An 11,686-nucleotide genomic window follows, 5' to 3' on the forward strand; every position below is an offset into this window, starting at 1 on the left:
CTTCGATAAAATATATGAGGATTGACAGGGGTAATGGCCATGAATGAGAGTAACAAAGGAGATAATCCATGGAAGGCTGCGGCACTTGTCGGAGCGCTTGGCATGGATGTCGGCATTTGTATTTTCATAGGTTATTGGCTTGGATCAAGAGCTGGAGAATCCATGGGCGATGCGAATGCCGGGAAGATCGTCGGCATGCTCATTGGCTTGGCTGCCGGCATTATCTCGGCTATCCTGATCGTCAGGAAGGTGTTGGAGAACTCCGATGGATAACATCCTGAGATCGGCTATGCGCTTGCTGTTCTTTCTCATGTTGGCATGCCTTGTGTTATGGGCAGCAGTTCCGGATTGGAAGACCGTATCAATGGGCTTGCTAGCGGGTTTGGCCGCCAGTGCAATGAATGCGTTTTTATTGAGGCGAAGGATTGCATTGGTAACAGATGCCGCGCTGAGCGAAAAGCGCAAACGGCGCAGTTTGGGATTTGGTAACCGAATTGCAATGGTATTGTTGCTGGCCATGATCGCTTATCGGTACCCGGAGGTCATGAGTTTGCCTGCAGCGCTTATCGGCAGTATGGTCATGCCGTTTCTTATATTAGCGGCGGCGATCAGACACACGATTAAGGAAAACAATGGAAAGGGGTGATACTGTACATGCATTTGTTTCCTATAGTTAACATCATGGGCATTGATTTTGACTTGTCTGCGATTATTGCGATTCTTGTATCGGTAACCATTACCTTTGTAATCGCAAGACTTGCAGTGCGGAATTTGTCAGTGGATAATCCGTCCAAGATGCAGAACTTTATGGAGTGGGTAGTTGAATTTATTCATTCAACGATTGCGAGCTCTATGCCAGTCCAAAAAGCGAAGGCGTATATTTCGTTGGGTATGACGCTGATTATGTTCATATTCATATCCAATTTGCTAGGACTGCCTTTTATGGTTGTAACAGATGCAACTCAGCCGTATCCGTGGATAGGCGTTACGGAACAATATTTGGCTGACCATGGCGGAACCGCGCATATCGCTTGGTGGAAATCGCCTACAGCAGATTTGGGTGTGACGGCAGGTTTGGCTATTGTTGTGTTTGTCCTTGTCCATTACCTGGGCATTAAGCTGAACCGCAAACACTATTTCCAACACTATTTGCACCCGTATCCTGTGTTTTTTCCCGTGAACGTTATTGAGACGCTTGCTAAACCGCTTACGCTTGCTCTGCGTCTATACGCTAACATTCTGGCGGGCGAGATACTGATTTCAACAATTTTGAAACTCAGTTATATCGGGATTCCGTTTATGATGGCATGGCAAGGTTTCAGTATTTTCGTTGGCGCCATTCAAGCCTTCTTGTTCACGGTTTTGACTATGGTGTACATCTCTCAAGCGACCATCCATGATGATCATGAAGAGGTAGAGCCTGTTAAAGCAGGGGTAGAACATGCGAAAGCATGAGTATTAGAATTACGCTTTGGATTGAAGCGTGAAGCTCTTGATCCGAAGATATATTCTTGCAGTTCAAGATAAATATACACTATTTTGAGGAGGAGTTAATCAATGGAAGTATTAGCAGCAGCAATTGCAGTAGGTTTGGGCGCGATCGGCGCGGGTATCGGTAATGGTATGATCGTAAGTAAGACGGTAGAAGGTATCGCTCGTCAGCCTGAGCAAAAATCCGCTCTTCAAACGACAATGTTCATCGGTGCCGGTATTGTTGAGGTTGTGCCAATCATTGGCGTTGTTATTGGCTTCTTGGCGTTCTTCAGCTAATCCAAATCACTCGAATAGGCGGGGATGGCCTAGCCCTCTTCGCCTTTGTTTTGATTATAAGGGGATAAACCGGTTATGAAAGGAGTGCAGCTATGGAAATCGTGTTTTCGAATACAATTATCACCATTATCGCTTTTGTTCTGTTGTATTTAGCGTTAAATAAATGGGCATTCGGTCCGTTGTTCGGGGTAATGGAGAAGCGCAGACAATTGATCCTGGAGCAAATGAACACAGCTGATTCCAGCCGTAAGCAAGCAGAGGCTTCGATGGCAGAACAGAAAGCGGCACTGGAACAGGCTCGTAAGGAAGCGCATCAGATTCTTGAGCAAGCTAGAGTGACAAGCTCCAAGCAAGCCGAAGACATTGTAGAATCCGCGAAGTCGGAAGCTAATCGTCTGAAGGGCGACGCGCTTAAGGATATCGAAAGCGAAAAGAACAAGGCGATTGCCGCTCTTCGTTCCGAGGTGGGCGGTATCTCCGTGCAGATCGCTTCCAAAATTATCGAGAAGCAAGTGGATGAGAAGTCGCAAGAGCAGCTTGTTGACAAGTACCTGAAAGAGGTAGGAAGCAAATGAGCCGGGATGCGGTCGTAGCGAAGCGCTACGCTAAAGCGTTGTTCGAGCTGGCATCGGAAGGCGGCAAAGTATCGGAAGTGGAAGCGGAGCTAAAGCTGATCGCCGAGACGCTTCAACGCGATTCTTCCATCGAGAAGTTCCTGTCCTTGCCCAGCGTGGCGCCAGTGGGCAAGATTGCCGCGCTGAAAGCATCATTCGGTGAAGCGGTATCCCCGCTCGTGTTCGATACGCTGCAGTTAGTCATCTCCCGCGGGCGTCAGACGATTATTGGCGAAGTATATGAAGCGTATACGAAGATTGCCGGCGACTCGCTCGGCCAAGCGTACGCGATTGTCTATACGGCCAAGCAACTGTCCGATGACGAGCTTGCAGGCGTTGCGGCTCACTTCAGCGGTGTGACAGGAAAGAAAATTATTGCAGAGCAAATCGTCGAGCCGGCGTTGCTGGGCGGGCTGCAGGTTCGTATTGGAGACCGTCTGTACGACGGCAGTCTCTCCGGCAAGTTGGATCGTTTGTCAAAGACGTTAAATTCCAAAGCACTGTAGATAGGGGTGAACGAATTGAGTATCAGACCTGATGAAATAAGCACGCTGATTAAACAGCAGATTGAACAATATAAATCCGAGATTCAAGTCGTGGATGTCGGCACAGTTATCAACGTCGGCGACGGTATTGCCCGTGTACACGGCATCGAGAACGCGATGCAAGGCGAGCTGCTCGAGTTCGCGAACGGTGTAGTGGGCATGGCTCTTAACCTTGAAGAGAGCAATGTCGGTGTCGTTATCCTTGGTCCTTATACAGACATTCGTGAAGGCGACCAAGTGAAGCGGACAGGCCGTATCATGGAAGTGCCAGTCGGTGAAGAACTGCTCGGCCGGGTTGTTGACCCGCTGGGACAGCCGCTTGACGGCAAGGGCCCTATTCATACGACGCAGACTCGTGCAATCGAGTCTCCTGCTCCGGGCGTTATCGATCGTAAATCCGTTCACGAGCCGATGCAGACAGGTATCAAGGCAATTGACTCCATGGTTCCGATCGGCCGCGGTCAGCGTGAGCTGATTATCGGTGACCGTCAGACGGGTAAGACTGCGATTGCGATTGACGCAATTATCAACCAGAAGGGCAATGGCGTGAAGTGTATCTACGTTGCTGTAGGTCAGAAGCAATCCACTGTAGCTAACGTAGTTGAGACGCTTCGCCGCCATGGCGCTATGGAATATACAATCGTTGTAACGGCAAGTGCTTCGGAACCGTCCCCATTGCTGTTCCTGGCTCCGTATGCAGGCTGCTCCATGGGCGAGTACTTCATGTACAAGGGCGAGCATGTCCTCGTTATATACGACGACTTGTCGAAGCAAGCAGCCGCTTACCGCGAGCTGTCGCTATTGCTCCGTCGTCCTCCGGGCCGTGAAGCTTATCCGGGCGATGTCTTCTATCTTCACTCCCGCCTGCTGGAGCGCGCTGCGAAGCTGAGCGACAAGCTGGGCGGCGGCTCTCTGACGGCTCTGCCGTTCATCGAGACGCAAGCATCCGACGTGTCGGCGTACATTCCGACGAACGTTATCTCCATTACAGACGGTCAGATCTTCCTGGAGTCGGATCTGTTCTACTCCGGTCAGCGTCCTGCGGTTAACGTAGGTATCTCCGTATCCCGGGTCGGCGGCTCTGCGCAGATCAAGGCGATGAAGAAGGTTGCCGGTACGCTCCGTCTTGACCTTGCGGCTTATCGTGAGCTTCAAGCGTTCGCGCAGTTCGGCTCCGATCTGGACAAGTCGACGCAATCCCGTCTGAACCGCGGTGCGCGCACGATGGAAATCCTGAAGCAAGGCGTGAATCAGCCGATGCCGGTTGAGAAGCAGGTCATCTCTATCTATACAGCAGTTAAGGGCCATCTGGACGACATTGCGATTGAAGATATCCTCCGCTTCGAGAGAGATTTCCTGGCATATCTGGATACGAACAAGCCGGAGATCGGCGCTTCCATCCGCGATACGAAGGATCTAGTCGCTGACAATGAGAAAGCTCTCGTTGACGCTATCCATCAATTCAAGAGAAGCTTCGCTTAAAGACGAAGCAAGCTATACACCAACGTAATGACCATAGGGTCAATGATGTCTACGCCCATCCGCTCTTGACCGGGCGTAGGCCCCTTACCAAGCTTCGGAATCATCCAAGCATCGAAGGCGGGTGAAATAAAAGTGGCAACGAACATGCGTGATATTAAGCGCGAGATAAAGAGCAAACAGAACACAAAGCAGATCACGAAAGCGATGGAGATGGTCGCGGCATCCAAGCTGAGGAAGGCTCAAGGCGCTGCGCAAGCGGCAAGACCTTACGCCGACAAGCTGAAGGAAGTTGTATCGAGCATCGCTTCCGGCAGGAATGATATGAAGCATCCCATGCTGGAGACTCGCCCAGTCAAGAAGACCGGTTATCTGGTTATCACTTCTGATCGCGGTCTTGCAGGTGGTTACAATGCGAATATTTTGCGTAAAGTGATGAATACCATCAATGCAAAGCATAAGTCTGCCGATGAATATGCCTTATTCGTCATTGGCCGGAAGGGCCGTGATTTCTTCCGTCGCCGTAATATGCCGATCGTCGAAGAAGTAATCGGTCTATCGGACTCGCCGACGTTCGCTGATGTGAAGACAGTGGCTGCGGCGGCGGTGCAGAAATTTGCAGATGGCGCTTACGATGAGCTGTATTTGTACTATAATCAATTCGTCAACGCGATTTCACAAATTCCTACGGAATCTCGCTTGCTTCCGCTTGAAGCAATGGATGAAGGCGCGACGGCAATCACCTACGAATACGAGCCATCAGCAGAAGGCGTGCTGGAAGTGTTGCTGCCGAAGTACGCAGAGACTTTAATCTACAGCGCGGTACTGGATGGAAAGGCTAGTGAATTCGGTGCGCGAATGACAGCCATGGGAAGCGCAACGAAGAATGCGACGAAGATGATCAACGGACTTACGCTCACTTATAACCGTGCGCGTCAAGCTGCGATCACGCAGGAAATTTCGGAGATTGTTGCAGGAGCCAATGCACAATCGTAATTTTATATAAGAAGGAACCAGGAGGGAAAGCAATGAAAAAAGGACGCGTTGTATCCGTCATGGGTCCGGTCGTTGACTTAGAGTTCGAACGCGGCAATCTGCCGGAAATTCTGAACGCTGTCAAAATCGATCAGAAGGCTACAGCTGGCGGAGTAGACATCAACCTTACGCTTGAAGTAGCCGTTCACCTTGGCGACAACATGGTTCGCGCGGTTGCGATGAGCACAACCGACGGTCTCGTTCGCGGTATGGAAGCTGTAGATACTGGCGCAGCGATTACGATCCCGGTTGGAACGCCGACTCTAGGTCGTGTATTCAACGTACTTGGACAACCCATCGACGAAGCTGGCGATGTGACATCGGAGAATAATCTCCCGATTCACCGTCCGGCACCGACATTCGATGAACTATCCACACAAGCAGAAATTCTTGAGACAGGCATTAAAGTCATCGACTTGCTTGCTCCATATGCCAAAGGCGGCAAGATCGGTCTGTTCGGCGGTGCGGGTGTAGGTAAAACCGTTACGATTCAGGAATTGATCAATAACATCGCGCAAGAGCACGGCGGTATCTCCGTATTCGCGGGTGTAGGCGAGCGTACCCGTGAGGGTAACGACCTGTACCATGAGATGAAGGACTCCGGCGTTCTTAGCAAGACAGCGATGGTATTCGGTCAGATGAATGAGCCGCCGGGCGCGCGTCAGCGTGTTGCTCTGACGGGTCTGACCATGGCGGAATTCTTCCGTGACGAAGAGGGCAAAGACGTGCTTCTGTTCGTCGACAACATCTTCCGCTTCACGCAAGCGGGCTCCGAGGTATCCGCGCTTCTCGGCCGTATGCCTTCGGCCGTCGGTTACCAGCCTACGCTGGCAACGGAGATGGGTCAGCTGCAAGAGCGTATCACCTCCACGAAGAAAGGCTCTGTTACGTCTATTCAGGCGATCTACGTTCCTGCGGATGACTATACGGATCCGGCTCCGGCAACGACGTTCGCTCACTTGGACGCGACGACGAACCTGGAGCGTAAAATTTCCGAGATGGGTATCTTCCCGGCGGTTGACCCGTTGGCGTCTTCATCTCGTATCCTGAACCCGGAAGTTCTGGGTGAAGAGCATTACAATGTCGCTCAAGGCGTGAAGAAGATTCTTCAGCGCTACAAGGAGCTTCAAGATATTATCGCGATTCTGGGTATGGATGAGCTGAGCGAGGAAGACAAGCTTACTGTTGCCCGCGCTCGCCGCATTCAGTTGTTCCTGTCCCAGCCGTTCCACGTTGCCGAGCCTTTCACAGGCACACCAGGCAAATACGTGCCGGTTAAAGAGTCCGTTCGCAGCTTTAAAGAAATTCTCGAGGGCAAATATGACCACCTGCCGGAAGAAGCTTTCCGTTATGTAGGTGTCATTGAAGAAGCCGTGGAGAAAGCCAATACGCTTTAATAGCGAAAGGCGGGAGGAATCCACATGAGTACCTTTCTGGTAGAAATCGTAACGCCTGAACGCAAGGTGTACGAGGAGACAGCGAACATGGTTAGCGTAACCGGAGTGGAAGGTGAGCTTGGCATCATGCCGAATCATATTCCACTCGTGACGCCGCTTCGCATTGCTCCCGTAACGATCAAGCGTGATGGCAAGACCGATGTAATCGCTGTTAACGGCGGCTTCATCGAGGTTCGCAAGGACAAAATTGTGATTCTCGCGGAAAGCGCAGAGCTCCCGGGGGACATTAACGTCGAGCGTGCGCAGGCTGCCAAGCAGCGCGCAGAGCAGCGTCTGAACGCGCAGCGGGACGAAGTCGACTTCCGCCGCGCAGAGATGTCTCTGCAGCGTGCGATGAATCGTCTGAACGTGAAGCAGCGTGTATAAGCAAAAAAAGTGAAAAAAAGCCGTCAGTGCCCATCTGGGTGCTGACGGCTTTTTTTCTATATAGGCGCCTAAGCGCATAAATCTGCTCCTTCAGTGGGACGATAGTGGATATTATGGAAGGAAAAGGAGGTGAAATTCCCTGCGGAGTCAAAAACAACTGCGTCGTTCAATAAAAGAAGAACAGATTGAGCAGGAGCAGTTGAAGGATTATGAAAAGATACCCATAAAAAGCTCGCTTCTGGAGATGCTGGATGCCATCGGCTCCGAACTCGGGAACAGCGCCGATCTCAATACCAGGCGGTTATCCTGTTCGGGTGGGATGAATTCGGATAGCATTGCCATTGTCTACATGGAGAATATGGTCGATGAATCCCAACTGGACGAATTTGTCATCAAGCCGCTGTTGAACGTTTCCGGCAGCGCTTCTGCTCAGGAACGGATGGAGCAGATACGCAATAAGCTGCTGGCAACCGGAGCTGTAACGGTCATCTCCCACTTCAAGCAATTGTTTCAACAACTTCTCGCGGGCAATACCGTTATTCTCATTGACGGCTGTACGCACACCTTGTCAGCAGGTACGGCAGGCGGGGTAAAGCGCAATATGCAGGAACCCAGGACGGAACAGGCACTGAGAGGCCCCAGAGAAGGATTCACAGAGACGCTGCTGGATAATACGGCGCTGATCAGACGGAAGATTCGGAGTCCCAGGCTATGGCTGGAGAGGAAGACAATCGGGAAGGTGACCCAGACCCCGGTCGGTATCATGTACATGAAAGATTTGGCCGATGAGGGGGTGCTGAAAGAACTGCGCTATCGGCTGGACTGCATTCATATTGATGGCATTCTGGAATCCGGTTATATCGAAGAGTTGATTAGCGATCAGAAGTGGACGCCATTCCCCACCATTATAAATAACGAGCGGCCCGATGTGATTGTCTCTTATCTGTTGGAGGGAAGAGTAGCAATACTAATAGAAGGAACACCGTTCGTGCTGGTTGTGCCGACGACGTTGAACGCCTTCTTCCAGGCTGCCGAAGATTATTATCACAATTACCAGATGGCCACATTCCTTAGAATGCTGCGGTTCGTGTCCTTCGTCATCGCATTGCTAATGCCATCAATCTATGTTGCGATCGTTGGTTATCATCAGGAGATGATTCCGACCCCGCTATTGCTCAAGCTAGCTGCGCAGCGGGAAGGCGTCCCGTTCCCGGCTTATCTGGAGGCCTTCTTTATGGAGTTCGTATTCGAGATATTGCGGGAAGCTGTGCTCAGAATGCCAGGCAACGCGGGTAACGCGGTGCCTATCGTCGGAGGTCTTGTCATCGGGCAATCCGTTGTAGAGGCTGGTATCGTGTCGTCGGCTGTCGTAATCGTCGTCTCGTTCACGGCTATTGCCAGCTTCGTCGCACCGGTATACAGCTTGGGCATCGCGGCGCGCTTGCTTCGCTTCATTCTCTTGTTGGCCGCTTCTACGCTTGGCTTCTACGGCATAGCGCTTGTCGTGCTCTTGCTGCTGCTGCATCTTAGCAACTTGCGCTCATTCGGCTTGCCTTACTTGAAGCCATTCGCACCGTTTAACTGGAGAGACATGAAGGATTCTCTGATCCGAGCGCCGATCTGGATGTTCAAGCAGCGGCCGCACCAGCTTGCGGAGCGTAATCATACCCGCCAAGACAGCCGGCCGGAGCCAAGAGATGAACCGTCTCAATAGTTATTCGTTGACGGGTAGAGGAGGAGCAAGTTATGGTGCCACGGTTACTGGCTGTAAGTTTTGTTGCGATGTCGATTATGCTCGCGGCGACAGGCTGCTGGGATATTCAGTATCTGGACAAGCTGGGCGTTGTGATGGCGATTGGCGTCGACAAAGATCATTCCGGCAAGCATCGCTTCAAGATAACTGTGCAGACGGTGTTGCCCCAGAATGCGGTAGGGGTGAAAGGCGGCGACGGCAGTCCCGTTATGACGCTGTCCGATACAGGGGATACTTTGTTCGAAGCAATGAGGAAAATGTCGGCGAAAACGTCACGGCGATTGTATTTCTCGCATACTCAGCTTCTGATCATCAGCGAGGAAGTGGCGCGGGAAGGCATCTATCCCATCATGGATCTGATTGAACGCAACAGCAACGTACGATCTGATATTAGCGTGATGATTACCCGAGGGATGCATGCGGAGCAACTGCTGCAGATTCAGACCCAGATGGAATCTATTCCAGCCAATCAGATGAGGGATTCAGTCGTTATTAATCAGAAGATCTACGGCAAGACGTATAATGTGCAAGTACGGGATATTGCGCATCTGTCGGAGTCGGCAGGCATGCAGGCAGCAGTACCCGTAATCGGGATTGACGGTCTGGCCGATGCAGGCAATTCCAAGAATAGCGTCGACGTCATCAGCATGAAAGTAAAACCGGAATTGAAAGCGATGGCTGTCTTTCATAAGGGGAAGTTAAGAGGTTATTTGACACCCGAACAATCCAGAGGATTGGCCTGGATTCAGAACAAAATCAAAAATACAGCGGTTAAGCAAGGGTGCCGAAAACATCAAGGGCATTACATTATCGAGGTCATTAAGTCCGCTACGAAAATAAAGGCGCGAAAGGGAGACAACGGACTTCCGCTTATAGAGGTTGAAGTGCGCCTGAAAGCCGCTATGCATGAAGTGGTATGTCCGGACATGCATGTTCATGATGAAACGGTACTGCGTCAGATGGAAAAAAAGCTGGACGAAACGGTGGAAGCGGAAATCATGAATGCCATAAGCAAAGTGCAGAAGGAATTGAGGGCGGACGCGCTGGGCTGGGGAGTGGCAACCTACCACTATCAGCCCAAATTGTGGAAACAATTGTATAGAGATTGGGAGCATGTATTTCCCGATGTGCCCAGCCGTGTGAAATGCATTAGCGAGATTATCTCGACCGGTGTCCGGTCCGACACGATACCTCAATAGAGGGAGGGGTGACATGATGAACGTCTTGCTTGTCTTCATTTGCGCTCTCCTCTTGTCCATCGCCTTGTGGTGGAATTACGAACAGAAGAAGCTTATTCGGGAAGTGGTATGGAGCATCGTGCTGCTATGGTTGGCGGCATGTCTCAGCATGGCGCTCCTGCTCCACATTCCCATGGTATCACCGGCAGATTGGATATCCGTCATCGTTGCGCCAATCTATAAGCCGGTCATTGCGTGGATCAAGGGGGGGAGCACAGGATGAAAGATATGCAAAGCGGCGTCAACGGAAAAATTGGCGCAGGTCAATTGGGCAAACTGCTCTATCTGTTCTCGCTGGGAAGCGCTGCGCTGATCGTTCCGACTGCGGTGGTGCAGATTGCCAGACAGGATAGCTGGTTGTCCATGCTGCTTATCATTCCGCTTCACTATTTCATCATCCTGATTTACCTAGCGCTTGCCAATCGCTTTCCGAATCTTTCATTAGCCCAATACAGCCAACATATACTAGGTACATGGCTAGGTAAAGTCGTCACGGCTACTTACATCTTTTATTTTTCTATGTTGTGTGCGCTCGTGCTGCGCAATATGTCCGATTTTATTGGCAAATCCGTATTTCCACAGACTCCGGAATGGTTTCTCAGCGGAACATTTATGCTGGTCATTGTCTATGGCGCTTATCTAGGAATAGAGACGATTGGCAGAACGGGAGATATCTTGTTCGGGTGGACGCTGATAGTGGTCTTCATCATTTCGGTGGCGTTATTCAATCAAATGTACGGCGGACATTTCCTTCCCGTAATGGGTGAAGGGATTCTGCAAGCGATGAAAGGCATGTATCCCGTATTGGGCTTCCCCGTAGCCGAATGCGTCTTTCTGACGGTGCTGCTGCCGCTGGTTCAGACGGAAGAGAGAAGCAAGCTCTATGCGAAGCTTGCTGCGGCGGTGGCAGTTAATGGAGGCATCAGCACGGTCAATGTGGTTATGCTGATTGCCGTGCTGGGCGTATCCGAGACCGTACGCAGTCCGTATGCGGTATACGAGATGGTGAAGGCGATCAATATTGAAGATATTTTAGTGCGTGTTGAAATTTTGTTCGCGGTCGTATGGATTGGGACCGTATTCATGAAGCTGCTGCTGTCCTTCTATACTGTGACGGTATTGCTTGGACAATTTCTTCATTTGCGTACTTATCGCCCGCTAGTTGTGCCGTTAGGGCTGTTTATTGTGCCGCTGTCGATCATGGTCTATCGCAACAGCGTCCAAAGCACGATATTTGCGATGGATATATGGACGATATACAGCGTAGGACAGGGTGTAATTATGCCGCTGGTGTTATTGCTCATCGCGTGGGCAAGAGGAGCCAGGAGCGAAGAAAGGGGGGCATTTCCGTCAGAAGTGGCGAATCGAACAAGGTCTTAGAACTGTGTTTAGAATGATAACTCTTTCATAGACTGAAGTGGAAGCTTTT

General features: G+C 50.9%; 14 protein-coding genes. All 14 read left to right on the forward strand.

All coding sequences use genetic code 11. The annotated features are described in order from the left end of the window. Positions 1 to 39: 39 nt before the first annotated feature. The 14 genes from ACFQ2I_RS00395 to ACFQ2I_RS00460 all read left to right on the forward strand — a co-directional run bounded on the left by ACFQ2I_RS00395 (position 40) and on the right by ACFQ2I_RS00460 (position 11,637). A complete protein-coding gene (locus ACFQ2I_RS00395; protein ID WP_377561457.1) occupies positions 40 to 273 on the forward strand; it encodes a hypothetical protein in 234 nt (77 codons plus the stop codon). Next, the gene (locus ACFQ2I_RS00400) at positions 266 to 646 is read left to right on the forward strand and encodes an ATP synthase subunit I (protein WP_377561459.1); all 381 of its coding nucleotides are present in this window, start codon (positions 266 to 268) and stop codon (positions 644 to 646) included. Before ACFQ2I_RS00395 ends, ACFQ2I_RS00400 begins: the two co-directional genes overlap by 8 nt. Positions 647 to 654: 8 nt before the next feature. After that, complete coding sequence (gene atpB, locus ACFQ2I_RS00405) at positions 655 to 1,455, forward strand: F0F1 ATP synthase subunit A (RefSeq protein WP_377561460.1); 801 nt, start codon at positions 655 to 657, stop codon at positions 1,453 to 1,455. A gap of 102 nt (positions 1,456 to 1,557) precedes the next feature. Then, positions 1,558 to 1,770, forward strand: a complete 213-nt coding sequence (gene atpE / locus ACFQ2I_RS00410) for a F0F1 ATP synthase subunit C (protein WP_087569495.1) — start codon at positions 1,558 to 1,560, stop codon at positions 1,768 to 1,770. 92 nt (positions 1,771 to 1,862) lie between these two features. Beyond that, positions 1,863 to 2,345 carry a F0F1 ATP synthase subunit B gene (gene atpF / locus ACFQ2I_RS00415; protein ID WP_377561461.1) on the forward strand — a complete coding sequence of 161 codons (483 nt, stop codon included), beginning with the start codon at positions 1,863 to 1,865 and terminating at the stop codon, positions 2,343 to 2,345. After that, entirely contained in the window at positions 2,342 to 2,890 is a 549-nt protein-coding gene (locus tag ACFQ2I_RS00420) for a F0F1 ATP synthase subunit delta (RefSeq protein WP_377561462.1), read from the forward strand. The genes atpF and ACFQ2I_RS00420 overlap by 4 nt, the downstream gene beginning before the upstream one ends. Positions 2,891 to 2,905: 15 nt before the next feature. Further along, the gene (gene atpA / locus ACFQ2I_RS00425) at positions 2,906 to 4,411 is read left to right on the forward strand and encodes a F0F1 ATP synthase subunit alpha (protein WP_377561464.1); all 1,506 of its coding nucleotides are present in this window, start codon (positions 2,906 to 2,908) and stop codon (positions 4,409 to 4,411) included. A 132-nt stretch (positions 4,412 to 4,543) separates the two neighbouring features. Beyond that, positions 4,544 to 5,404, forward strand: a complete 861-nt coding sequence (gene atpG / locus ACFQ2I_RS00430; RefSeq protein ID WP_377561465.1) for an ATP synthase F1 subunit gamma — start codon at positions 4,544 to 4,546, stop codon at positions 5,402 to 5,404. A 32-nt stretch (positions 5,405 to 5,436) separates the two neighbouring features. Then, positions 5,437 to 6,840 carry a F0F1 ATP synthase subunit beta gene (gene atpD / locus ACFQ2I_RS00435; protein ID WP_377561466.1) on the forward strand — a complete coding sequence of 468 codons (1,404 nt, stop codon included), beginning with the start codon at positions 5,437 to 5,439 and terminating at the stop codon, positions 6,838 to 6,840. Between the two features lie 24 nt (positions 6,841 to 6,864). Continuing rightward, positions 6,865 to 7,266, forward strand: a complete 402-nt coding sequence (locus ACFQ2I_RS00440; protein WP_377561467.1) for a F0F1 ATP synthase subunit epsilon — start codon at positions 6,865 to 6,867, stop codon at positions 7,264 to 7,266. Between the two features lie 199 nt (positions 7,267 to 7,465). Beyond that, entirely contained in the window at positions 7,466 to 8,980 is a 1,515-nt protein-coding gene (locus ACFQ2I_RS00445) for a spore germination protein (RefSeq protein WP_377561468.1), read from the forward strand. A gap of 32 nt (positions 8,981 to 9,012) precedes the next feature. Beyond that, the gene (locus ACFQ2I_RS00450) at positions 9,013 to 10,218 is read left to right on the forward strand and encodes a Ger(x)C family spore germination protein (RefSeq protein ID WP_377561469.1); all 1,206 of its coding nucleotides are present in this window, start codon (positions 9,013 to 9,015) and stop codon (positions 10,216 to 10,218) included. A 13-nt stretch (positions 10,219 to 10,231) separates the two neighbouring features. Beyond that, the gene (locus ACFQ2I_RS00455) at positions 10,232 to 10,480 is read left to right on the forward strand and encodes a hypothetical protein (RefSeq protein ID WP_377561471.1); all 249 of its coding nucleotides are present in this window, start codon (positions 10,232 to 10,234) and stop codon (positions 10,478 to 10,480) included. Further along, a complete protein-coding gene (locus tag ACFQ2I_RS00460) occupies positions 10,477 to 11,637 on the forward strand; it encodes a GerAB/ArcD/ProY family transporter (RefSeq protein ID WP_377561472.1) in 1,161 nt (386 codons plus the stop codon). Before ACFQ2I_RS00455 ends, ACFQ2I_RS00460 begins: the two co-directional genes overlap by 4 nt. Positions 11,638 to 11,686: the final 49 nt, after the last annotated feature.

The organism is Paenibacillus chungangensis, from assembly GCF_042675905.1.
GTDB lineage: Bacteria > Bacillota > Bacilli > Paenibacillales > Paenibacillaceae > Pristimantibacillus > Pristimantibacillus chungangensis.

Coding starts and splice junctions, on each gene's coding strand:
- ACFQ2I_RS00420 (WP_377561462.1), top strand. CDS start 2,342: ATGAGCCGGGATGCGGTCGTAGCGAAGCGCTACGCTAAAGCGTTGTTC.
- ACFQ2I_RS00395 (WP_377561457.1), top strand. CDS start 40: ATGAATGAGAGTAACAAAGGAGATAATCCATGGAAGGCTGCGGCACTT.
- ACFQ2I_RS00400 (WP_377561459.1), top strand. CDS start 266: ATGGATAACATCCTGAGATCGGCTATGCGCTTGCTGTTCTTTCTCATG.
- atpB (WP_377561460.1), top strand. CDS start 655: ATGCATTTGTTTCCTATAGTTAACATCATGGGCATTGATTTTGACTTG.
- atpD (WP_377561466.1), top strand. CDS start 5,437: ATGAAAAAAGGACGCGTTGTATCCGTCATGGGTCCGGTCGTTGACTTA.
- ACFQ2I_RS00440 (WP_377561467.1), top strand. CDS start 6,865: ATGAGTACCTTTCTGGTAGAAATCGTAACGCCTGAACGCAAGGTGTAC.
- ACFQ2I_RS00460 (WP_377561472.1), top strand. CDS start 10,477: ATGAAAGATATGCAAAGCGGCGTCAACGGAAAAATTGGCGCAGGTCAA.
- atpF (WP_377561461.1), top strand. CDS start 1,863: ATGGAAATCGTGTTTTCGAATACAATTATCACCATTATCGCTTTTGTT.
- atpE (WP_087569495.1), top strand. CDS start 1,558: ATGGAAGTATTAGCAGCAGCAATTGCAGTAGGTTTGGGCGCGATCGGC.
- ACFQ2I_RS00455 (WP_377561471.1), top strand. CDS start 10,232: ATGATGAACGTCTTGCTTGTCTTCATTTGCGCTCTCCTCTTGTCCATC.
- ACFQ2I_RS00450 (WP_377561469.1), top strand. CDS start 9,013: ATGGTGCCACGGTTACTGGCTGTAAGTTTTGTTGCGATGTCGATTATG.